Annotated in this window: 27 protein-coding genes and 1 tRNA gene; 23 read left to right on the forward strand and 5 right to left on the reverse strand. The window is 63.8% G+C overall.

Annotated features, from left to right (window positions below):
- The first annotated feature begins 342 nt into the window (after positions 1 to 342).
- The 22 genes from C7453_RS08630 to C7453_RS08730 all read left to right on the forward strand — a co-directional run bounded on the left by C7453_RS08630 (position 343) and on the right by C7453_RS08730 (position 14,894).
- Positions 343 to 567: a hypothetical protein gene (locus C7453_RS08630; RefSeq protein WP_114727152.1), complete on the forward strand. Its 225-nt coding sequence runs from the start codon at positions 343 to 345 to the stop codon at positions 565 to 567.
- Positions 564 to 989, forward strand: coding sequence for a hypothetical protein (locus tag C7453_RS08635; RefSeq protein ID WP_114727153.1), 426 nt, complete (start codon positions 564 to 566; stop codon positions 987 to 989). Before C7453_RS08630 ends, C7453_RS08635 begins: the two co-directional genes overlap by 4 nt.
- Positions 986 to 1,258: a hypothetical protein gene (locus tag C7453_RS08640; protein ID WP_114727154.1), complete on the forward strand. Its 273-nt coding sequence runs from the start codon at positions 986 to 988 to the stop codon at positions 1,256 to 1,258. The genes C7453_RS08635 and C7453_RS08640 overlap by 4 nt, the downstream gene beginning before the upstream one ends.
- Complete coding sequence (locus tag C7453_RS08645; RefSeq protein ID WP_114727155.1) at positions 1,255 to 1,548, forward strand: hypothetical protein; 294 nt, start codon at positions 1,255 to 1,257, stop codon at positions 1,546 to 1,548. Before C7453_RS08640 ends, C7453_RS08645 begins: the two co-directional genes overlap by 4 nt.
- A complete protein-coding gene (locus C7453_RS19630; RefSeq protein WP_255318199.1) occupies positions 1,545 to 1,673 on the forward strand; it encodes a hypothetical protein in 129 nt (42 codons plus the stop codon). The genes C7453_RS08645 and C7453_RS19630 overlap by 4 nt, the downstream gene beginning before the upstream one ends.
- A gap of 8 nt (positions 1,674 to 1,681) precedes the next feature.
- Positions 1,682 to 1,939, forward strand: coding sequence for a hypothetical protein (locus C7453_RS08650; RefSeq protein WP_170143166.1), 258 nt, complete (start codon positions 1,682 to 1,684; stop codon positions 1,937 to 1,939).
- Positions 1,939 to 2,133, forward strand: coding sequence for a hypothetical protein (locus tag C7453_RS08655; RefSeq protein WP_114727157.1), 195 nt, complete (start codon positions 1,939 to 1,941; stop codon positions 2,131 to 2,133). Before C7453_RS08650 ends, C7453_RS08655 begins: the two co-directional genes overlap by 1 nt.
- Positions 2,130 to 2,348 (forward strand): hypothetical protein, encoded by a 219-nt coding sequence (locus C7453_RS08660; RefSeq protein WP_141288967.1) that lies wholly within the window; start codon positions 2,130 to 2,132, stop codon positions 2,346 to 2,348. Before C7453_RS08655 ends, C7453_RS08660 begins: the two co-directional genes overlap by 4 nt.
- A gap of 38 nt (positions 2,349 to 2,386) precedes the next feature.
- Positions 2,387 to 2,893, forward strand: coding sequence for a MerR family transcriptional regulator (locus C7453_RS19140; protein ID WP_182977150.1), 507 nt, complete (start codon positions 2,387 to 2,389; stop codon positions 2,891 to 2,893).
- A gap of 150 nt (positions 2,894 to 3,043) precedes the next feature.
- A complete protein-coding gene (locus tag C7453_RS18695; RefSeq protein ID WP_141288966.1) occupies positions 3,044 to 3,247 on the forward strand; it encodes a hypothetical protein in 204 nt (67 codons plus the stop codon).
- A 17-nt stretch (positions 3,248 to 3,264) separates the two neighbouring features.
- Complete coding sequence (locus C7453_RS08670; protein WP_114727160.1) at positions 3,265 to 4,116, forward strand: hypothetical protein; 852 nt, start codon at positions 3,265 to 3,267, stop codon at positions 4,114 to 4,116.
- Positions 4,113 to 4,427 carry a hypothetical protein gene (locus tag C7453_RS08675; protein ID WP_114727161.1) on the forward strand — a complete coding sequence of 105 codons (315 nt, stop codon included), beginning with the start codon at positions 4,113 to 4,115 and terminating at the stop codon, positions 4,425 to 4,427. The genes C7453_RS08670 and C7453_RS08675 overlap by 4 nt, the downstream gene beginning before the upstream one ends.
- Positions 4,424 to 6,958: a DUF927 domain-containing protein gene (locus C7453_RS08680; RefSeq protein WP_114727162.1), complete on the forward strand. Its 2,535-nt coding sequence runs from the start codon at positions 4,424 to 4,426 to the stop codon at positions 6,956 to 6,958. The genes C7453_RS08675 and C7453_RS08680 overlap by 4 nt, the downstream gene beginning before the upstream one ends.
- 315 nt (positions 6,959 to 7,273) lie before the next feature.
- Positions 7,274 to 8,005, forward strand: a complete 732-nt coding sequence (locus C7453_RS08685) for a hypothetical protein (protein WP_147280867.1) — start codon at positions 7,274 to 7,276, stop codon at positions 8,003 to 8,005.
- Between the two features lie 139 nt (positions 8,006 to 8,144).
- Entirely contained in the window at positions 8,145 to 8,399 is a 255-nt protein-coding gene (locus C7453_RS08690; RefSeq protein WP_141288965.1) for a MerR family transcriptional regulator, read from the forward strand.
- Positions 8,399 to 8,869, forward strand: coding sequence for a DUF5681 domain-containing protein (locus C7453_RS18700; RefSeq protein WP_141288964.1), 471 nt, complete (start codon positions 8,399 to 8,401; stop codon positions 8,867 to 8,869). The genes C7453_RS08690 and C7453_RS18700 overlap by 1 nt, the downstream gene beginning before the upstream one ends.
- Before the next feature lie 192 nt (positions 8,870 to 9,061).
- Positions 9,062 to 9,286, forward strand: a complete 225-nt coding sequence (locus C7453_RS08700; protein ID WP_114727166.1) for a hypothetical protein — start codon at positions 9,062 to 9,064, stop codon at positions 9,284 to 9,286.
- Positions 9,286 to 9,714: a DUF2824 family protein gene (locus C7453_RS08705; protein ID WP_114727167.1), complete on the forward strand. Its 429-nt coding sequence runs from the start codon at positions 9,286 to 9,288 to the stop codon at positions 9,712 to 9,714. The genes C7453_RS08700 and C7453_RS08705 overlap by 1 nt, the downstream gene beginning before the upstream one ends.
- Positions 9,711 to 10,337, forward strand: coding sequence for a hypothetical protein (locus C7453_RS08710; RefSeq protein WP_114727168.1), 627 nt, complete (start codon positions 9,711 to 9,713; stop codon positions 10,335 to 10,337). Before C7453_RS08705 ends, C7453_RS08710 begins: the two co-directional genes overlap by 4 nt.
- A 5-nt stretch (positions 10,338 to 10,342) precedes the next feature.
- Positions 10,343 to 11,893 carry a hypothetical protein gene (locus C7453_RS08715; protein ID WP_114727169.1) on the forward strand — a complete coding sequence of 517 codons (1,551 nt, stop codon included), beginning with the start codon at positions 10,343 to 10,345 and terminating at the stop codon, positions 11,891 to 11,893.
- On the forward strand, positions 11,883 to 14,330 hold the full coding sequence (locus tag C7453_RS08720) for a lytic transglycosylase domain-containing protein (RefSeq protein WP_114727170.1): 2,448 nt from the start codon (positions 11,883 to 11,885) through the stop codon (positions 14,328 to 14,330). The genes C7453_RS08715 and C7453_RS08720 overlap by 11 nt, the downstream gene beginning before the upstream one ends.
- A gap of 246 nt (positions 14,331 to 14,576) precedes the next feature.
- On the forward strand, positions 14,577 to 14,894 hold the full coding sequence (locus tag C7453_RS08730; RefSeq protein WP_141288962.1) for a hypothetical protein: 318 nt from the start codon (positions 14,577 to 14,579) through the stop codon (positions 14,892 to 14,894).
- Positions 14,895 to 14,912: 18 nt separating this feature from the next.
- Here C7453_RS08730 and C7453_RS08735 read toward each other — a convergent pair whose 3' ends face one another.
- On the reverse strand, positions 14,913 to 15,704 hold the full coding sequence (locus C7453_RS08735; RefSeq protein WP_114727173.1) for a DNA/RNA non-specific endonuclease: 792 nt from the start codon (positions 15,702 to 15,704) through the stop codon (positions 14,913 to 14,915).
- 82 nt (positions 15,705 to 15,786) lie between these two features.
- Between C7453_RS08735 and C7453_RS08740 the strand changes: the two genes are divergently transcribed.
- Entirely contained in the window at positions 15,787 to 16,098 is a 312-nt protein-coding gene (locus C7453_RS08740; protein ID WP_114727174.1) for a DUF3761 domain-containing protein, read from the forward strand.
- A gap of 186 nt (positions 16,099 to 16,284) precedes the next feature.
- Here C7453_RS08740 and C7453_RS08745 read toward each other — a convergent pair.
- The 4 genes from C7453_RS08745 to gatC all read right to left on the reverse strand — a co-directional run bounded on the left by C7453_RS08745 (position 16,285) and on the right by gatC (position 19,692).
- Positions 16,285 to 16,377 (reverse strand) — tRNA-Ser (locus C7453_RS08745).
- 95 nt (positions 16,378 to 16,472) lie between these two features.
- Positions 16,473 to 17,921, reverse strand: a complete 1,449-nt coding sequence (gene gatB, locus C7453_RS08750) for an Asp-tRNA(Asn)/Glu-tRNA(Gln) amidotransferase subunit GatB (RefSeq protein ID WP_114727175.1) — start codon at positions 17,919 to 17,921, stop codon at positions 16,473 to 16,475.
- A complete protein-coding gene (gene gatA / locus C7453_RS08755; RefSeq protein ID WP_174787983.1) occupies positions 17,921 to 19,408 on the reverse strand; it encodes an Asp-tRNA(Asn)/Glu-tRNA(Gln) amidotransferase subunit GatA in 1,488 nt (495 codons plus the stop codon). Before gatA ends, gatB begins: the two co-directional genes overlap by 1 nt.
- Positions 19,405 to 19,692 (reverse strand): Asp-tRNA(Asn)/Glu-tRNA(Gln) amidotransferase subunit GatC, encoded by a 288-nt coding sequence (gene gatC / locus C7453_RS08760; RefSeq protein ID WP_114727176.1) that lies wholly within the window; start codon positions 19,690 to 19,692, stop codon positions 19,405 to 19,407. The genes gatA and gatC overlap by 4 nt, the downstream gene beginning before the upstream one ends.
- Positions 19,693 to 19,762 lie beyond the last annotated feature (70 nt).

Consider the following 19,762-nt stretch of genomic DNA (forward strand, 5'->3'; position numbering starts at 1 on the left):
TTACCTTTTTGGTTGACTTTAAATCTATAGTCACCCAATTTGGCAAAGGTTGCGTGCCGACGCAACCAAAAGCGGCCGAACGTGGAGCTTGCACCCTCCTCGTCCGGCCTAACCACAACCGCTCGAGCAGGAGCAGGCAATGGCTGAACACGCCCATAGCGTACGGGTAGACGCCTGTACAACCCAAAATCGCACGCCGTCGCATTGGCAGGACATTGTTCTTGCTTTGTTTTCCCCGATTTTGGTGCTGATCGCACTGGCGGGAATGGCCCGTACGGAAACTCTGGCCGGTCATACGGCTCGGCCCGCTCACGCGCCCCTGGTGCTGGCGGAGGGCGCCCGATGAGCCAGGAACGCATGGACCGCATCGCGGCCGCCGGCTTCAAGGCCCAGAGCATCGCGACCCTCCTGACCTGGGCAGGAAATGCGGCCGGCCAGGTGTGCTTCGAGCCTACCAGAGAGCGGATGTCCGCCCTCGGATGCGCCATCCAGTGGGCCGGCGAAGAACTCTCCCGGCTGTCGGACGAAATCACCACCGGCATCGAGGAACTGGAGGCGCGGTCATGAGCGCCGTAACAGCACAAGACCTCGAACAATCGTATGACGCCGTCACGAGCATCGGCACGCTGTTGCAGATTGCTGGCCGCGAAATGCGGGAGCCAGATGGCGAGATGGACAGCGTCCGGGCGTCGGGAATCGGGCACGCCCTGGTGTGGTGCGGCGAAGAACTGTCCCGCCGCAGCACGACCATTGCCGAAGCCGCGGGCGACTATGTGCATCAGACCGTCCCGCCTCGGCAGGGCCAAAAGGATGCCGCCGACCAGGTTCACTCCGTCGTGTGCGGTATGGCCACTTTACTCGATTCATTGGAACGCATGGCAGCCGAGAAGAAGGATAAGCGGCTCTCACGCGCCTCATCAGAGCTCAAACGCCTGTGGGTTGCTCTCGACACGGCTTGGCTGGATTTGGGCAAGGAATATGAAGCATGAGCGGGCGCCCAGCAGCCAGCCGGAAGGATCCGGTTGCTCCGCCGCCGGCAGATGGCGCCGCTTCCCTCGACCGGCAGACTTTCCACACGCGCGACCTGCGCGATATCGCCCTGGCGATCGGGCGGGACATGAACCTGGTGCAGGACGCGCCCGAAGACACGGTGTCGGAATGGCACGGCGCGTTGCTTTGGCTGGCGGCCTATGCCGAGCGGATTGCGGAGGTCGCGGAGAGAGACGCGGAAGCCCTGCGGAAAGGCGGTGCAGCATGAGCATTCAATCCGCCGCGCAGGCCGCGCTGACTTGCAGCCGCCGTGTCACGCGCGCCATCCCCTCCAACCGCCTTCAAACATCGGTAGAGGAAGACGTGATGGACACGGCTATCAGTCGGTGGCGGCGGGCGTGGGATGCCGCCTGGTCGAGCCCGGCCCGCTCCAAGCGTGACCTGATAGCCCGCGCCCGCCTGGCCGTGTCTGATCCTGACGGGATGGACGCTGCTGAAGGCGAGCGTCTGGCCCGCGACGTGCTGGCCGTCCTTGGCGACGGGAGGATCGCGCGATGATCGGTTCCATCTCGAGGCAGGTGGCGCTGTTCGTCCTGCTGCCCCTGTCCTGCTGGGCGATGCGCTCGGCCGGCGCACTCAGCCAGTTCACGTTGCGCCTGGCCCGGCGGGAGGGCGCGCTATGAATGAGGGAATGCGCGCCTTCATCCTCGACCGGGTGCATGACCGGAAGGTCACGGAGCAGGAGCGGGATATCCTTGATGCCCTGCGCGACAAGGTCATCCTGGCGCAGGATGCCCGACGCATCGCGGAACTGATAGTGATGCTGAACTGCGGGGATCTGCAGCCCGAGGACAGCGAGCCGGAAGCCATCAAGTGGCTCGCGAAACGCCAGCTCGAGCGGCTGGAGATCCTCGAAGCCATGCTGCTCCGCGACGAGAGGACCGCCTGATGGGCCGCCCCCGCAAAGTCTGGCCCGAGGCGCGGGTCAAGGAACTGGTCCGGCTGCGCGAGGCCGGACGCACCTGGAAGGAAATCGGCGCGAAGCTCGACCTGCCGCACATCACCTGCTCTCGTTACTGGCAGGAGGTGCTGGGGCGCCCGGCGTATCGCGTGCAATTGGAAGATCGGAGGCCGGTGACATGAGGCGGAAAGCCTCGCCCGTGGCGACGCCTGATCGCATTGCTGCAATCACCCAGCAGACACGCGACCTCGGCATGCTGTCGGTGCTGATGATCGGCGCCAGTCGGGCGGCGCTGCTGGATGATCATCCCAGGCCCAGCGATTACGCGATGGCCATGGAGTGGGTCGGGGTCGAGATCGATCGGCGGGTTGCGGCGATTGAGGAGATGCTGTCGTGATAGGACGGATTACATTTTCTACATTGGGAAAATCGTGCTTGCACACTCGTCCCATTTTTCTTAATGATCAAAGCACGGCGCGCGAAAGCGTAGGCGGCCAACTTCCAGCTCAGGTCAAAGAGTTTCTCGGTCAGTTCGAGAAAGTTGCGTCGTCATGCTTTCGCCGTGACGGGTCACAATTAGCCTCGGTTTTGAGCACGCAAGATGCGTGTGAGGTTGTGTCCGTCGTGCCGGTTTGGATTTTTCCGAAGCATCGTCAGGCGCAACTGGGCCGGGGTCTCGTAAACCCATCCAGGAGCATTATGACGACTATCCTGAACAAAAATCCTGTTACAGCAAGCCATGTTGTGATCGAAGAACCGTATTTCGTGACGGTCGACAACTGGTGTTCCAGAACAGGAATCAGCAAGAGCGACACCTATCGCAAGTTAGGTGCCGGGATTTTGCGTGCCAAAAAGGTCGGACGCCGTACGCTGATCGATTTTCAGCATGGCTTGGCCTGGCTTCGAGCACGGCCTGACGCAGAGATCACGACGACAAAATGAAAGCCTGAAACGGAAAAACGCCAGCCTGCGATTTGCAGACCGGCGTCCCGTTGAAGGCTTATCGATTGAGGCTACCGAACACCTCGATTGATACGGTTCGTCGGGCCGCTCGTCCAGAAAAAATCGCGGTTGGCACATAGGAAAAGTGCCATGCCGAGCTTGAAAAAGCGCGGGCGCCCGAAGTGCGTCCGCAGTGGGGGAAGTGTGCCCCGCCTGATCCTCCTGTCCGATGCGTGCCGCCCCGATGGCGAGCCGCGCGTCGGTGTGCTGATGCCGGGTTGCCGGCTGCCTGTCCTCATTCCGTCGATTGCGGCCGCCAGTGCTGCCATCGAGGTCGGGAGGGCTACGCGATGAGTAAATGCGCGCACCAGATGAAACTGCCCGTGCCTTATCTGAGCAGCGGGAAGGAAGCGCCACAGGACATCGTCCCCGAATGGATCATCGACTGGGGTTCGGTGCTGCACCTTTGGGTGCTGGAAATGGAGAGTGACGACGGACCGGTCTATGCGCCGTGCGTGGTCTTCTGCGACGACACCTGGTCAAAGATCGGGCCGATATCGTCGCTGGAGGTAGTACGGCAGACCTGCCATCGGTGGGCCGCCATCCACGACCGTACGGTTCGGGATATGACGCGCCCCCGTCGGCAACTCATGTCTCAGGCAGAAGCCACAGTCGATATCGAGCCATCCGAGCTTGATGCGGATTTGCCGGGCGATCCTTGGTCCTATGATGAGGAGGTTGGCCGCTTTCGCCTCAATCTTGCCTGTCTGGGTGTCGAAATTGCGGGAGAGGTTACCGGGAGCGATCTGCCGATCGACCAGAAGGCTGAGGCGCTTGGTCCTGGCCTTGCGCGCGTCGAGAGCATTTTCCGCAGTTGCAGTGCGATCCAGCCGCATCACATCGCGCCGTGGTTGGCCAAGGTTCGCGCTGCTGCTGTGTCCTGGCTGACCGAAATGGATGCGGTCGATGTCCTCGAAACCGACGAAGACCTCGGCCGCTCCATGGCGGATGAAGTGCGGCGGGACGACCTCACCCTTGATGAGGCTCTTTCCCGCCTGGGTAACGACATCGTCGATTTCTACCGAAGCCTTCCTGTGCAGGAGACTCGGCCCAACGAGGATCCATTTTCTCGTGCGAGGAAGGCTTGGTCGGCAGGGGTGGACCGCCTCTCCTATTTCGCGGCGCTGATCCCCGCCCAACAGGCGATGGAGGGGTCGGAATGAGCACCACCATTCCCCGTCTCGACTTCGACCACATCAACCGTACCGCCATGAACGTGCTGCCGACCCTCCTGGCGCGCTGGCTGCCGGACGGCCGGCGCCAGGGCCACGAGTGGGTGGCGCGCAATCCTCGCCGCGGCGACCGCTCGCCCGGCTCTTTCAAGGTCAACATGAATAACTGCCGTTGGTCCGACTTCGCGACTGGGGATCGCGGTGGCGATCCCGTGTCCCTGGCTGCCTACCTGTTCGACCTGAAGCAGGGGGAAGCCGCCCAGCGGCTGGCCGCCATGCTTGGTCTGGGAGGTGAGGCATGAACGCTGTGCCACCCAATGCGTCGGCCGCGCTGTCGGCAGGAATTCCTGCTGACCCGTTCCGGCCGCTGACCCCGGCGGAGAGGCAGAATGCAACACCCGCCAGCGGCAAGGATGAGGTGTGGGAGCCGCTTTCTCCGGCGCCGTGCGAGCCGGACTTGCCGCGCGGAGCGTCTGGCATGTGGGTCTACCACGACGAAGAGGGCCGGCCGCTTTGCGCCCGGTTCCGCGTGGATCGTGAGGACGGCGGGAAGGACATCCTGCCGCTGACCTATGGACGTCGGGTATGGATCGATCGGACGGGCCAACGTCGGGATATTACCGGCTGGCATTGGAAACAGGCGGCCAAGCCTTTGCCGCTCTATGGCTTGGATCGGCTGGCGGCCCAGCCTGATGCGCCCGTGCTGCTGGTCGAGGGTGAGAAGACGGCGGATGCGGCCCAGCGCCTGTTCCCTGACTATGTGGTGATGACGTCGCAGGGCGGTGGCAAGGCGGTCGGCAACAACGACTGGTTGCCGCTGGGTAGCCGCACGGTGACGATCTGGCCGGACAACGATGAACCGGGCATGGCCTACGCAGATGCCGCCATCACAGCGATGCGCGAGGCCGGAGCGCTGATCGTGCGGCAGGTCGCCCTGCCGGCGGGTCTGCCGGACGGATGGGACGTTGCCGATGACGTGCCGCCGGAATTGACCAGTGGGGAGATCGCCGGCGTCGAATTCCTTCGGCCATGCCTGGACCAGGCCCCGCTGGCCGAGGCCAACGTGAAGATGCCCCTTGGCTACGCCATGACCGGCAAAGGGCTGCAATTCCTGCCCGAGCAGACCGGTGATGTGCCGGTATTCCCCGTCTGGATCTCGGCTCCGTTCGATGTGGTGGCCGAGACGAACGACGGTGACGGCTTCGGCTGGGGGTTGCTGATCCGCTGGCTGGACCGTGACCGGCGCGAGCATCAATGGGCCATCCCGAAACGGATGGTGCATGGCGAAGGGAAGGACATCGCCGGAGAGCTTGAGGATGCCGGCCTGAATTGTTCTATCTCGGCCACGCGCTACCTGCGCCAGTTCATCGCCTCGGTTCACACGAAGACCCGGCTGCGGTGCGTCGATCGGGCGGGCTGGCACCGCACCGACGACGGGCATGCCTTCATCCTGCCGGGTGGCTTCACCATCGGTGGCGGCCGGCGCTCGGTCGTGTTCCAGTCCAGCCGGGCCACTGTCGGGCGCGAGTTCACTCCCGGCGGCACGCTTGCGGACTGGCAGAAGCAGGTGGCGGCCTATGCGGTGGGCAACAGCCGGCTTGCCCTGTTTGTCTCGGCTGCCTTCGCGGGGCCGCTGCTGGACATCATGGGCGAGCAGTCGGGCGGCATCCATCTGGTTGGTAAGTCCCAGTCCGGCAAGAGCACGTCCGCCTTCATTGCCGGCAGCGTGTGGGGCAAGGGCGACCGTGACGGCCAGATCAGGGCATGGCGCGGCACGGCGAACGGACTGGAAGGCATTGCCAGCGAAACCTCCGACACCGTCCTGATCTTGGACGAGATGGGACAAGCCGAACCGCGCGAGGTGGGCGAGATCGCCTACATGCTGGCGAACAACACCGGCAAGCAGCGGGCCGGGCGGAATGGCGACGCCCGGGCACGCAAGACCTGGCGGGTTCTGTTCCTCTCGACCGGCGAGGTCACACTGGCCGCCAAGATGGGCGAGGCCGGGAAGCGTGCCATGGCGGGCCAGGAAGTGCGCCTGGTCAATATCCCCGCCGATGCCGGTGCGGGTATGGGCGCCTTCGAGCAACTGCACGACATGCGCTCGGCCGGCGCGCTGGCGGACCATTTGCGGGTGGCATCCCGTACCTTCTACGGCGTGGCCTCGCGGCATTTCCTCGAGGCACTGGTGCGGGACCGGGCCGCCGATCCGAAAGCACTGGAAACTGTGGTTCGTGCCATCCGGTCGCAGTTCGAGGAAGCGTATGCGCCCGCTGGCAATGTCGATGGGCAGGTGCGCAGTGTCGCGGCCCGGTTCGCCCTGATCGCGGCGGCCGGCGAGCTTGCGACCGACTATGGCGTGCTGCCCTGGGAACGGGGTGAAGCCATGAAAGCCGCCGGCGTGTGCTTTCTGGCATGGCTGGGAGAGCGCGGCAGCGTCGGGGCCAGCGAAGACGTGAAGGCGGTCGAGCAGGTCCGGGCCTTCATCGAGCAGCACGGCGAAAGCCGGTTTACCAACCTGGAACGGTTGGCATCGCTCGCGTCGGATCTGGGCGCCATCCCTGACAGCAAGACCATCAACCGCGCCGGTTTCAAGCGGAAGGTCGAAACGCCGGACGGTGATCGCTGGGAATACCTGATCCTGCCGGTAATGTGGAAAACGGAGATCTGCAAAGGACTGGACGCCGCAAACGTCGCCAAGGTGGTGCGTGATGCGGGCTATCTGGTGCCAGGGAATGACGGCAAGTCAGCTCAGTCTATCCGCATTCCCGGCGAGGGGCGGCTTCGGCTCTATGTCGTGATGAGCAAAATCATGGGAGGGGCCGATGCTTAAGGCGGCCTACTCCCATGTGCTTCATTCAATTTTCCGGTGTTCCGGGTGTTCCGGGTGTTCCAGTCTGCTGGACTCCGCAGCATTCCGCCGTTTTTGGCGTGTCCGGTCTGGAACACATCCCAAAGTGGCCAGTGTTCCAAGTGTTCCCGTAACACTCCGAGACAGAGAACTGGAACACCTGGAACACGTCGTTTCTTGCCCGGTGTTCCACCGCGCCATCCCTGAATGCGTTGGGAAACAGCCGTTTTCTCGACATGGAACACCTGGAACACTTGGAACACCACATTCCAGTCATGTCGGGGCGGAGGACGGCGCATGGTGAGCCCGAACCTCCTGCGTTGGGCAGAAGATCAGGCACCGACGCCCTCAGATCCAAGGCGGTCTGCCCCCATCGATCTGGCGGCCGTAACCGATGACGAGCGTGCCGCTGCGCTGGCTGGAAACTCCAGGGGCGTGATCCGGGAACTTGAATGGTGCGGGGCCACGGTCCTGCTCAAGGATGGCGTGCCGGTCATCAAGGGAGCGGCGAACGTCGAGCCGGAGACGATGGTGCTGGCTCGCGAGTATCGGCGCGAGATTGCCATCGTGCTGGACTGCTGGGCCCGGGAATGGCTGCCACCCCGTGATCCGCTCTCCGCTGACGATCCGGCGTCAGTCTCAGCCGCTGCCGATAATGGGAACCATATCGAACGAGACCCCGTCACCGCCAAGCTGCGCATCATCGGAGAGGCGCCAGATGAGCGGTGGCTGACAGACCGTGGCTGGACGTGGTGTCGCACCCGGCACCGGTGGATGGCGCCCTACCCGCACGACGTTGCAGACCCGACGCCGGAATGGTTCGTCCAACTCGCGCCCAGGCAGAGCGTGAACGGCAAGTCGGCGCCCGACATGGACCCGACCGAGGTGCCGTGTTCGCTATGTGGTCTCGCCCATTGGTGGCGCAGGCATGATGTTTCCAGCCGGGAATGGGTGTGCCGGACCTGCCATCCGCCCCCGCCGGGCATCGGCATCACTGCGCCGAGAAAGGAGATCGGCACCGAGCGGTGATGCGACGGCATGCCGCTGGCCGCCGAGTCGAGGCGCCTATCTGGGACGCCCAGACACGTCCTGGGACAACTGGGGACACAAGTAATTAGCAATAAATATTTGTCTTTTACTTGTTTGCATAAAGGTGTATCGTCTCGTTATGCCTGAAATGCAGAAAAACAGCGGTCCCCGCCGAAAACCTTCTCCGTTGGAGAATGCTGGACTGACGCCCCGTTATATGCCGCTCAGTCTGTCTTCTCCTTTCTTGGGCCTGACCCGGTGCAAGCTGTATGACCTGCTGGGGTCGGGCGAGATCCGGGCGGTCAAGGTCGGGAAGCGCACCTTGATCGATATCGAACATGCTCTTGCATGGCTCGGGTCACTGCCGCCGGCCCGCTTCGGGAAGCAGTCGTGATGGCTGACGTGGCAGCGAGTCAGCAGCCAGAAAAGAAACGTGGAGGCCCTGGGCGTCCATTTCCCAAAGGACAGTCAGGCAACCCTGATGGCCCGAAGAAAGGACGTCGGCATCCTGCCTTTGCTGCTCTCGACCAGATCGGTCAGGAGAACGCCGAACGGATTGTCCAGGCTGTGACCGCATCGGCACTCAGGGGCGACATGCGGGCGGCCGAGATCATGCTCCGGCGGGTCTGGCCCGAGCGGAAGGGGCGCCCCCTCAGCCTGTCATTGCCGCCGTTGACCGATGCGGCCGACCTCTCTGCCGCGATGGCCACCATCATCCAGGCCGTGACTGCTGGCGAGATCACGCCGGATGAGGGGCAGGCATTGTCGGCACTGATCGAGGCGCAGCGGAAGACGATCGAGACCCACGACTTGGCCGCGCGGATGGATGCGATTGAGCAGCTATTACCCAAAGGCAAGCCATGAATCTGAAAGCCCGCTTGAATGCACTGGAAGTTTCTCTTAGCCCGCGCCCGTCCTGGCGCGTGCTTTTCCATCCGCCTGGGATCGATGGCAATCCCGAAGCGTGCGCAGCGTGGCTGGCCCAGCAGCCGCCGGCCCCGCGCGGGTGCCTGACGATCATTATCAGGAACTTCAGCAAACTTGAGGAAGAGGCGGATGGCGTCCAGTCAACTTAATCAGCGCCTCGATGCGCTCGAACGCAGGATCGCACCGCCAGACCAAGGCACACATGTGGGCTTCATCCCCTCATCGGTCACCGATGAAGAGGCCGAGGTTCTGAGCGGGCAGATCGCCAAGAAGGCCGCCGATCTCGGGAAGAAACACATCGTCGTGCGGTTCGTCGCCGCGCCGGCGAGGCATCAATTCGAAGGGGCGGCGTGATGATCGCGCTGCCGCCTATCCCCGGTGCCGCGCTCAACGATCTGGATGCGATCAACGCGGTTTTGACGCACCCGGCCGTGTTCGGAGAGGTCGCGCGCCTGAAGGATATTGGCTCGGGCCTCATCGTCTCGGTGCCTGGCGTCGTCGTGGGTTTCCAGGAGGTGCGGCCCCGTGTTCATGAATGCCACCAGGCCGTGATTCCTGAAATGCGGGGGCGTCCCGCGCTGGAGATCATGCGCCGGGTTCGGGACTGGTGGTGGGCCACACAGCCGTCCGATCTGATGATCGCCCCTATCCCCGAGCACAAGAAGCCGGCGCGCTTCCTGATGCACCTGCTCGGTTTTCAACGCATCGGCCCATATCGCGCCGTCAGCAATGACGGGATCGAGCGCGAATATGTCGCCTATCAAATGGAGCGTCCGCAATGAGTGATATGTTCGGCATCGGCCAGGGGGTGCAGGCGGCGACTACCGCCGCTTCGACCGCTGCCCAGATGGTCATGACCCAGAACGCGATGAATCGCGCCAACTCGACCGCAAAGGATGTCGCATCCAACATCCAGCAGGCGGGCAGCTATGCAAACAACCTGCTCAATCCCTATGCCACAACCGGCACCAATGCTCTGAACAGCCTGTCGAATGGCCTGACAGAAAACTACCTTCAGTCCACGCCCGGCTATCAGTGGAACCTGAACCAGGGCGAGCAGGCAGTGACGAACAGCGCGGCGGCGCGGGGGCTGGCGAACAGCGGCGCCGCACTAAAGGGGGCTGCGACCTATGCCAGCGGGCTAGCCGACAGCACCTATCAGAACCAGTTCAACGACACGAACGCCTTGGCCAACTACGGATACAACGCCCTGAATACGCAGAGCACCAACACGATGAACACGGCCAACCTTGCTGCACAGGCACGCATGGCCGGCGTGGGGGCGACCATGAGCGGCACTACCGCCATGTCGAACGCTCTGACGAACGGGCTGAATAGCCTGGGCAACCAGGCGTCCGGGCTCAGTTCCAATTATCTGGCCTACAAAAGCCTGCTGGGGGGATAAATCTGATGAGCCAATATGATTTCAATGCCAATGCCTTGATGGGGATTGGGCAGGGCGTCGTACAACCCCAGACCAATCAGCTTCAGAACATTGCGGCAGTGCAGAGCATCAAAAACACTGCACTCGCTTATGAACAGAATGCCCTGGCGTTGGCAGGCGCTCGGGCGCGCGGCAAGGCCTATGCCGATAATTACAATCCCCTGAGCGGCAAATACGATCTGATGGGCATTCAGAAAGAAATGTCTTCCTCAGATCAAGGGTCGTATGCGCTGCCGGATACCGTGACCCAGATCCGCAGCCAGCAGGCCCAGCAGATCGGAAACGATCGGGCTCAGACCCAGTTGCAGGCCGCTCGGGCTGGGCACATTGCCGGGTTGGCCGCCCCGCTCATGAACAATCCTGACGTGACAAAGGCCGACGTTGCGCGGCAACTCGGCGTTGGGGTTGCTACGGGGACGATCGACCTCAGCACGGCGCAAAAGGTCTATTCGTCACTTCCGGCGGACAGCAAGGGTATCCGCACCTCTGTCCGTGGCTTGATGGACAGCCTCATGCCGGGCGCCGGGCAGTCCGCGGACGCTTTCGGCTCAATGCAGCTCGTTGATGTTGGTGGCCATCTCCAGTGGCAGAACGTCGGTTCTCCGGCCAGCGGCCAGGGTGGCGTCAATCAGGGCGCGCCGATTGCCAAGACGCTGTCGCCTGGAGAGGCCACCGCACTGCAGCCGTATAATGACGCAGGTGGAAACCCGAAGATCGGCACGCGGGCGCAAGTTGCTCAAGCGAACGGTCAGGGTGGGTATGTGGATACTACCAATAAGCCCACCGTCCCGCTCGATGTGATGGGGAGCGGCCGTTATCCGGGCAGCCAGAACGATTTCTCGGGTGCAGGAACCGACGCGCAGTCGGCCGGCTTCTCCGCTGGTCCGCCCGCAGGACAGATCGAGGCGCAGCGCGCCACGGCCGAAGCGGGCGCCAGGGGCGCGAATGCCCTGATGTCGGCCGCTGCCAGTCGGAATGACCGGCTCGGGATGCTGGGGAATATGGCGACGGATCTGGATGGATTCACTAGCGGCCCCGGCCATGAAAAATGGCGCGCCTTGAAGGCGTTCGCTGCCAATTGGGGGATGCCGATCGATACCAGCGACGTGGATTCAGCCCAGGCCTTCAACAAGTGGGCTCAACAGCTTGCGAACGCCCAGTCGCAAGCGCTCGGGAGTTCCGATGCTCGCCTGTCAGCCGCCGAGCACGCGAACCCGAACAGCCGCCTTCAGGGGGCAACCAACCAACTGATGATCCATGAGTTGATGGGCAATGAGGACGCCCTCAATGCCAAGGCTCAGGCATGGCGCGCGTCGGGTCTGCCGGCAGCGCAATACCAGGCATGGGATCAGCAGTTCAGCCAGGGTTTCGACCCGCGTGCGTTCCAGATTCTGCGTATGACGCCGGCAGAGCGAAAGAAGAAGTTCGACGGCATGCGCGAAAGCGGGCAACTGGACGAGTTCAAGCAGACCTACAACCGCATGGCCGCTGCCGGGCTGGTGCCGAGTGGCCGATGATCTCGACAGGCATTACGAGCGCGCTGGCCAGTATTGGGGCGTAGATCCTGACATCCTGCGCGCCGTCCACCAGGTGGAAGATCCATCTGGCGACCCAGCCGCACGCAGCCGGGCCGGCGCGGTCGGACATATGCAGATCATGCCAGCCACAGCCCAGGCGGTTGGCATCGATCCGCGCGACCCGGTGCAGTCGATCTACGGTGGTGCGCGTGTCCTACGTGAGAACCTGGACCGGTATGGAAACCTTCCCGACGCCCTGCGCGCCTACAACGGCGGCACGGACCGGTCGAAATGGGGAAACGACGAGACCATGGCTTATCCGCACAAGGTGGCCGACCGATATGCCGCCCTCAAGGCGCCGGCCGATGACCCTTTTGCCGGGCCAGGAACAGATGCGCGGCCGGGTGCATCCGGTCCGAAGCAGAGGGCGCCGGCGACCCAGGACGCGTTCGGCAGCATGTTCGGCACTGATCACGACAGCAGCACGCATCAAGAGCCGAAGGAGAGCGCATTCGAGGGGATGTTCGGGCACGAGACCGCGTCCGCCATTCCCGCCGAAGCGCGGGCCCACCAGGGATCATGGTACGGTAACATGGCGCAGTTCGCGCAGGACATGGATCATGCTGCGCGCAACCAACTGATGCGTGTTGGCGTCGAGGCTGTTGACCATATCCCCGGCGTCCATGGGCTGCTGAAGGGAACGGCACTTGATCTTCAGGCCCGGCGCGCGGGCCTGGATCGAGCGGACCAGTCGGTGGCCGAGCGTGACGGTTCCGGTGCGACGGCGAACGAAGCGGGCCGCTTTCTCACGAATGCTCTGCTGGCCGGTGCCGCGACGGAACTGGGCGCCGGGGCGATCGGCGCAGGAGGTGGCGCACTGGCGGGTGCCGCGGGCGGCACGGCCGGACGGATCATCCAGGCGGGGACGAATGCACTTACGGGTGGTGGTGGCCTGCTGACGCGGGCGACCAGTGGTGCAGCCCAAGGCGCAGCAGCAAATGCGCTGACAGGCGGCGACCCGCTGACCGGTGCTGCGCTTGGCGGTGCGCTGGGAGCGGGGTTGCCCATGGCAGCCCGAGGTGCGCGCGCTGTTGCGGGGCGTGCTTCGTCGATGGGCACGCGCGCCCTGAACCACCTTGCTCCTGAGGCAGCGGAGATCCCGGTGGATGAGGGGGCAGCAATCCCCGGCGAGACGCCGGTGGCGCCTCCTTCTGCTGCCAGTGCGGGGCGCGCTTCGTCGGCACCGCCGCCATCGAACCCAGCACCCGAGGCCGTGAAGCTGGGATTGTTCACGTCGCCGAAGGATGCCGACAAGCTGGCCGGCCGGATCTGGTCCGATTACCAGAAGGGTGGCCCTGTCGCTCTGGTGCAGTCCAAGATCCCCGGCGTACAGCTTACCGCGTCGCAGGCCACGGGGAATGCCGGCCTGGCGCAACTGGAGCGCGTCCGCCGCGCTGCAAACCCGTCGCCATTCACGGCCCTCGAGCAGCAGAACAGCGAAGCACGCAATGCCTTCGCGCGAGACGTGATCGGAACGGAAGACCAGTTGCAGGCGTCGGAGGCGGCCCGCAGCGCGATCGAGGCCGAGCACCGCAACGCAGCATTCGGGAATCAGCAGCCGGTCGATGTGACGCCGATCCGCCAGCATCTCGCACGCCTGATTGATGACAATCGAGGGCGCGACACGGTGCGGGCGCCATTGATCGGCGTTCTGAAGCAGATCGGCGCCGTGGCCGACAAAGACGGGAATGCACTGCCGGAGCATCTGTGGAACGTCCGGAAATACATGGGCGACATCATCTCCCCGGCGGCACGTGGAACGGCGCAAAGCGGGCATGCCGCAGCCTCTCAGCTTATGGACCTCAAGCCGACGATCACGGATGCGATCGAGGAAGGTGCTCCAGGCTTCAAGGCTTACGCCCAGCGATACGAGGAACTGTCCCGTCCAATCGATGCCATGCGGTTCCTGCAATCGCGCAACCTGACAGACACGCAGGGCAATGTGCGGTTGGGGCAACTGGACACGCTGCTGAAGGCGATCCGGCGCGAGAAGGGCAAGCCGGGCTATCGCGAGGCTGACAGCGTGACGGACGAGCAGTTGAAGGCCCTGGAGACCCTGCGCGACGACATGAGGCTGGCGTCACGCATCGACATCGGAAAGGCGCGCGGGTCAGACACCAACATCAACCTGACGACCAGCGGGCGCGTTGCGGATATGGCGCAGGGCATCGCCGGGAAGTTGGCGGGCGCGGCCGGTGTGGGCCTCGGCGGCGCGCTGACCGGCGGCATTGAGGGCGGAGCCGTCGGGACGATGCTGGGGAATGCTCTGGCCGCCGGGGCGTCGCGGCGTGTGGCCGGCCGGCTGGCGAACACCCAGTCGGCGACTTACGACGCCTTGGACAATATGCTGCTCAATCCCGCGAGGCGAGGAAACTGACGCCGTGCAAGGTGCGCTCGATCTGTCGGGCGCGCCGCCGGGCGAGAAGGTGGGGGATGAAGGCGCATATCGAGAAGATAACGAGAAGTGCCAGGAACTCTGGCGGGTCAAAGTGCGGTCTATCCCCAAAGTCAGTGTAGGACGCCCATTCAAACATCGTGCATGCCAGAGGCACCATCAGCGCTGGCCAGATCGACCCACGCACCCACCAGATGCACCAAGCAACGAAGAGGATACCGCCTACCCATGTCATATGATCAGGATAATGCGATTCGTGACGCCAGCACCATGGAAGAATTGTGTGCGGCCATGTCGGGCCAGCCGGGAAGCCCCAATTATAGCGTCGGCAAGCACCTTGCGGAGATCGCCGCGGTCGGTGGCCACAACGAGGTGGAGTTCATGGAGCTACTGAGAGAAAAAGCCCGCGACGGCTTGGCGTCGATGCTTGGACAAGGGCTTCCGCTCGATCAGATCAGCGCCGCCATCGTCAATGAAGTCGCCTTGGCTATTACCGGTCGCTCGATGCTCCGCGCGCGAGGGGCCGGACAAGCCGGGTCCGCGTGAAACTGAGACCGCTGCGATCTACGGGAAAGCGCTTTCGTTCATCTGGCGGTGCCGCCCGTCTGGGAGCCGATAGGGACGCGCCTTCACATCAGCCGAAAGAGCCGGGAACGGATCGACCCCCGTCACCCGGATGAGCGTCGCTACCGTGACCTGGCTGCAGGGCGGGGATCGCATCTCGTTGCGGCAGACATAGACCCCGGCACCACCCGTCTTGGGGTCATAGACGGCCTTCCAGGTCGAGGTAGGCACCTTCACATGGTCTGGCCCGATCGTCGCGATGACCGACGAATGATAAGCGGGCCCGGTGACGACATAGACCTCGCCGTCCCGGAGCGCGAGGTTCCGCACCATCTGCTCAATGTGAGACCAGGGGCCGCTGTTCAGGGCGTTGGTCTGCGGGACGACGTTCGAGAGGGCGAAGGTCTCGGCCTGCAGGGCTTCGGTGGGCGCGTCGCCACTGGGCGTCATGTGCCCGCGATCGAAGCCGGACCGGCGATAGTCCTCAAGCTCGGATCGCGCTTCGATCGGTAGCCGCGTGTCTTCATGGAATTGCCCGTGCCGCTTCAGGCGCTCGGCTGCCTTCACCTCATCTCGCGTCAGGTGCTCGGCCGACCAGAGCGGGGCTCGAGTCGCGTCCGCATCCAGTAACGCATAGCTGCCGTTGCATAGCGGGGTCGTGCGGCCGGGGAACTGCTGGTGGACTAGCGCGGGCAGTTGCCCCTGGACGCCGAACTGAGGGCACGAAGGCGAGGCATGAGCAAAAAGCGGAAGAGCGATGAGAAAGGGCGCGAGAATCGGCAGTCTGGACATCGCCGCCGCTTAACGGTCGATTGTGTCAGGAGCAAGGGTGCAGCGCGGTCGGCCCCCTGCCCTTCACCGCCTGGAGCAACGAATGAAACGCATCTTGTTCGCGATCGGCGTTATCACGCCCGTGCTATTCGGCGGCGTGCCGGCATTCGGCTTCGATCAGACCGGCTACCATGCGCCTCAGACTGAACCCCAAGAGCAGCAGCTTGCCGGCCATGGACACTATGTGAACTCGAATCGTGAACTGGTGCATTCGCCGGCGCGTTCCCTCACCGGACAGGTGCCCGTGGGTGCTGTGGCGAGGTGCGGTGATGGCACATACAGCTTCAGCCATCATGCCCGGGGTACATGCTCGCACCATCAAGGCGTGGCGGAGTGGATTACTGAACCGGGATGACCCGGACATTCTCGGCCGGCGGTGGCCAATCGAGCGGCTGCGTTGAGAGAGCTTTCGGCGCGTGGATATGCCCCGCTGCTCATCGCTGTATCTGGGCAGCGCGGTTTCTAAGAGGGATAGCAAGAGGGGTAGAATACCTACGTCCTTCGCTAAGGCCCTGATTTACAATAGGAAAATGGGAAGTGTTGGCGGAGGGGATGGGATTCGAACCCACGGTACGGCTTGACACCGTACAACGGTTTAGCAAACCGCCGCCTTCAGCCACTCGGCCACCCCTCCGCCGAGGAGCGTGTTTGTTAACACGGCGTTTGCAGCGCTGCTTGTAGACTGTCACCACAGCGCCGTCAAACCCCAAACCGCCGGTTCCCCGGCGATTACAGCACTTTCTTCAGCGCCTCGTTCACCAGCGCCGGATTCCCTTTACCGGCCATCGCCTTCATGACCTGCCCGACGAAAAAGCCGAACAGCTTGTCCTTACCACCGCGATATTCCGCCAGCTTGTCAGGGTTCTTGTCCAGCACCGCCTGCACGGCAGCGTCGATCGCCCCCGTATCGGTCACCTGCCGCAGCCCCTTGCGCTCGACGATATCCGCCGCCGACTCACCGGTCTCCAGCATCTCCTCGAACACATCCTTGGCAATCTTGCCGTTGATGGTGCCATCGGTGATCAGGTCCAGCATTCCGCCCAGCGCATCCGCACTGATCGGACTATCCTGAATCGTGCGACCGGTGCGGTTCAGGGCCGCGAAAAAATCGCCGATCACCCAGTTCGCCGCCAGCCGCGGATCACGCCCGCGCGCCACCGTCTCATAGAAATCGGCCGTCGCCTGTTCCGCCACCAGCACCCCCGCGTCATAGCGCGGAATGCCATATTCATCCTGGAAACGCTGGCGCTTCGCATCCGGCAGTTCCGGCAGATGCGCGGCCAAGCCCTGAACCCACGCCTCCTCGATCACCAGCGGCAGCAGGTCGGGGTCGGGGAAGTAGCGATAATCATGCGCATCTTCCTTGCTGCGCAGCGACCGCGTCTCGGAACGCGCCGGGTCGAACAGGCGCGTTTCCTGATCGACCGAACCGCCATTTTCCCAGATCTCAACCTGCCGCACGGCCTCGACCTCGATCGCCTGCATGACATAGCGGATCGAATTGACGTTCTTGATCTCGCAGCGCGTCCGGAACGGCTCACCCGCCTTGCGCACCGACACGTTCACGTCGGCACGCATCGAGCCCTCTTCCATATTGCCGTCGCAGGTGCCCAGATACCGCAGGATCATGCGCAACTTGCGCAGATACGCCCCCGCTTCCTCCGGCGAGCGAATATCAGGCTCGCTGACGATCTCCATCAGCGCCACACCCGCCCGGTTCAGGTCGATGAACGAACGCGCAGGGTCCTGATCATGCATCGACTTGCCGGCATCCTGTTCCAGATGCAGACGGGTAATACCGATCACGCGGGTCGAACCGTCAGCCAGTTCGATCTCCACCGCACCCTCACCGATGATCGGATGCGTAAACTGGCTGATCTGGTAACCCGTCGGCAGGTCCGCATAGAAATAATTCTTGCGGTCAAACCGACTTTCCAGATTCACCCGTGCCTTCAGCCCCAGCCCGGTGCGCACGGCCTGCGCCACGCACTCCCGGTTGATGACCGGCAGCATGCCCGGAAACCCGGCATCGACCAGGCTGACATGCGTGTTCGGCTCACCACCGTACGAGGCCGAAGCCCCCGAGAACAACTTGGACTGGCTGATGACCTGGGCATGGACTTCCAGCCCCACCACCAGTTCCCACGGGCCGTCGCGCCCTTCGATCAGATAGGTCATCACACCACCTCCGCGCGCACGGCCGGACGATGCGTGAAGCCCGCCGCCCGCTCCAAGGCACTGGCCGCCGCGAAAACCGATTCCTCGTCGAACGACCGGCCGATCACCTGCAAGCCCAGCGGCAAGCCGGATGCGCTCAACCCGGCGGGCACCGACATCGCCGGCACGCCGGCCATGCTGGCCGGCACGGTAAACACGTCGTTCAGATACATCTGCACCGGATCATCCATCTTCTCGCCCTGCGCGAAGGCGGGCGACGGCGCGGTCGGCGTCAGCAGCACGTCCACCGTCCGGAACGCATTTTCGAAATCCTTGCGGATCAGGTTCCGCACTTTCTGCGCCCGCAGATAATAGGCGTCATAATAACCGGCCGACAGCACATAGGTCCCCATCAGGATACGGCGCCGCACCTCGGCCCCGAACCCTTCCCGCCGGGTCGCCTCATACAGCGCATCCAGCGACTCACCGGGCACCCGGCGGCCGAATCGCACACCGTCATAGCGCGCAAGGTTCGACGAACATTCCGCCGGCGCCACGATGTAATAGGTCGCCAGACCGTATTTCGTGTAGGGCAGCGAAACCTCGACGATCTCGCATCCCGCGTCACGCAGCCACGCGATGCCCTGCTCCCACGCCGCCTCGACCTCGGCAGGCATGCCCGCCACACGATATTCGGCGGGAATACCCACCTTCATACCCTTCAGCGACCGGCCGCAGGCCGCACGATAATCCGGCACCGCGATATCCACGCTGGTGCTGTCCCGCACGTCGAAACCGGCCATGGACTGCAGCAGGATGGCGCAGTCCTCGACCGTACGCGCCATCGGCCCGGCCTGATCCAGCGAACTGGCGAAGGCAATCGTCCCCCAGCGGCTGCACCGCCCGTAGGTCGGCTTGATGCCCGCGATGCCGCAATAGGAGGCAGGCTGGCGGATCGACCCGCCCGTATCAGTCCCGGTCGCCCCCATGGCCAGCCGCGCGGCCACCGCCGCCGCCGACCCGCCGGACGACCCGCCGGGCACGAGCACGGTCTCCTCATCCCCCGCCCGCTTCCACGGATTCTCCACCGAACCGAAGGCCGAGGTGATGTTGGCCGAGCCCATGGCGAACTCGTCCAGGTTGGTCTTGCCCACAAAGACCGCGCCATCGGCCAGAAGGTTCGCCGTCACCGTGCTTTCATAGGGCGGCACGAACGCTTCCAGCATCCGACTGGCAGCCGTCGTCCGCACGCCATCGGTGCAGAACAGGTCCTTGATCCCCAGCGGGATTCCAGTCAACGCCGGCGCATCCTCGCCACCGGCCAGGATCGCATCGGCCCGCCGCGCCGCATCCAGCGCCAGGTCGGACGTGACGGTGATAAAGGCATTCAGCCGCCCGTTCAGCCGCTCGATGGCCGCGACATGCGCCCCCACCAGTTCCGTGGCGGAGAATTCGCGGCGACGCAGCCCCCCCTGGGCACCGGCGATCGTGAGTTCGGTCAGCATCATTCCACCACCTTCGGCACGGTATAGTACGGCCCCGCCGCATCGGGCGCGTTCGACAGCACGGCATCGCGCGCATCGCCATCGGTCACCACATCCTCGCGCATGCGCAAGGCAGCGTGTCCGGTGCCGACCATGGGTTCGACACCGTCGATATCGACTTCGTTCAATTGCTCGATCCAGCCGAGAATGCCGTTCAGTTCCCGCTGAAGGGCGGGCAGGTCGGACTCGTCGATACCGATCCGTGCCAATCTGGCGATACGTCGGACCGTCGCGGGGTCAAGCGACATGAAGCACAACTTTCCATTATCATCTGGGGGGAATATCCTGCCGGTCAGGACACCGCGCGGACCATAGACC

The organism is Gluconacetobacter liquefaciens (genome assembly GCF_003350405.1).
Lineage (GTDB): Bacteria > Pseudomonadota > Alphaproteobacteria > Acetobacterales > Acetobacteraceae > Gluconacetobacter > Gluconacetobacter liquefaciens.

What these genes read in the sequence shown, in the direction of transcription:
- C7453_RS08630 (WP_114727152.1), top strand. Translation starts at nt 343, where the DNA reads ATGAGCCAGGAACGCATGGACCGCATCGCGGCCGCCGGCTTCAAGGCC.
- C7453_RS08635 (WP_114727153.1), top strand. Translation starts at nt 564, where the DNA reads ATGAGCGCCGTAACAGCACAAGACCTCGAACAATCGTATGACGCCGTC.
- C7453_RS08640 (WP_114727154.1), top strand. Translation starts at nt 986, where the DNA reads ATGAGCGGGCGCCCAGCAGCCAGCCGGAAGGATCCGGTTGCTCCGCCG.
- C7453_RS08645 (WP_114727155.1), top strand. Translation starts at nt 1,255, where the DNA reads ATGAGCATTCAATCCGCCGCGCAGGCCGCGCTGACTTGCAGCCGCCGT.
- C7453_RS19630 (WP_255318199.1), top strand. Translation starts at nt 1,545, where the DNA reads ATGATCGGTTCCATCTCGAGGCAGGTGGCGCTGTTCGTCCTGCTGCCC.
- C7453_RS08650 (WP_170143166.1), top strand. Translation starts at nt 1,682, where the DNA reads ATGCGCGCCTTCATCCTCGACCGGGTGCATGACCGGAAGGTCACGGAG.
- C7453_RS08655 (WP_114727157.1), top strand. Translation starts at nt 1,939, where the DNA reads ATGGGCCGCCCCCGCAAAGTCTGGCCCGAGGCGCGGGTCAAGGAACTG.
- C7453_RS08660 (WP_141288967.1), top strand. Translation starts at nt 2,130, where the DNA reads ATGAGGCGGAAAGCCTCGCCCGTGGCGACGCCTGATCGCATTGCTGCA.
- C7453_RS18695 (WP_141288966.1), top strand. Translation starts at nt 3,044, where the DNA reads ATGCCGAGCTTGAAAAAGCGCGGGCGCCCGAAGTGCGTCCGCAGTGGG.
- C7453_RS08670 (WP_114727160.1), top strand. Translation starts at nt 3,265, where the DNA reads ATGAAACTGCCCGTGCCTTATCTGAGCAGCGGGAAGGAAGCGCCACAG.
- C7453_RS08675 (WP_114727161.1), top strand. Translation starts at nt 4,113, where the DNA reads ATGAGCACCACCATTCCCCGTCTCGACTTCGACCACATCAACCGTACC.
- C7453_RS08680 (WP_114727162.1), top strand. Translation starts at nt 4,424, where the DNA reads ATGAACGCTGTGCCACCCAATGCGTCGGCCGCGCTGTCGGCAGGAATT.
- C7453_RS08685 (WP_147280867.1), top strand. Translation starts at nt 7,274, where the DNA reads ATGGTGAGCCCGAACCTCCTGCGTTGGGCAGAAGATCAGGCACCGACG.
- C7453_RS08690 (WP_141288965.1), top strand. Translation starts at nt 8,145, where the DNA reads ATGCCTGAAATGCAGAAAAACAGCGGTCCCCGCCGAAAACCTTCTCCG.
- C7453_RS18700 (WP_141288964.1), top strand. Translation starts at nt 8,399, where the DNA reads ATGGCTGACGTGGCAGCGAGTCAGCAGCCAGAAAAGAAACGTGGAGGC.
- C7453_RS08700 (WP_114727166.1), top strand. Translation starts at nt 9,062, where the DNA reads ATGGCGTCCAGTCAACTTAATCAGCGCCTCGATGCGCTCGAACGCAGG.
- C7453_RS08705 (WP_114727167.1), top strand. Translation starts at nt 9,286, where the DNA reads ATGATCGCGCTGCCGCCTATCCCCGGTGCCGCGCTCAACGATCTGGAT.
- C7453_RS08710 (WP_114727168.1), top strand. Translation starts at nt 9,711, where the DNA reads ATGAGTGATATGTTCGGCATCGGCCAGGGGGTGCAGGCGGCGACTACC.
- C7453_RS08715 (WP_114727169.1), top strand. Translation starts at nt 10,343, where the DNA reads ATGAGCCAATATGATTTCAATGCCAATGCCTTGATGGGGATTGGGCAG.
- C7453_RS08730 (WP_141288962.1), top strand. Translation starts at nt 14,577, where the DNA reads ATGTCATATGATCAGGATAATGCGATTCGTGACGCCAGCACCATGGAA.
- C7453_RS08735 (WP_114727173.1), bottom strand. Translation starts at nt 15,704, where the DNA reads ATGTCCAGACTGCCGATTCTCGCGCCCTTTCTCATCGCTCTTCCGCTT.
- C7453_RS08740 (WP_114727174.1), top strand. Translation starts at nt 15,787, where the DNA reads ATGAAACGCATCTTGTTCGCGATCGGCGTTATCACGCCCGTGCTATTC.
- gatB (WP_114727175.1), bottom strand. Translation starts at nt 17,921, where the DNA reads ATGACCTATCTGATCGAAGGGCGCGACGGCCCGTGGGAACTGGTGGTG.
- gatA (WP_174787983.1), bottom strand. Translation starts at nt 19,408, where the DNA reads ATGATGCTGACCGAACTCACGATCGCCGGTGCCCAGGGGGGGCTGCGT.
- gatC (WP_114727176.1), bottom strand. Translation starts at nt 19,692, where the DNA reads ATGTCGCTTGACCCCGCGACGGTCCGACGTATCGCCAGATTGGCACGG.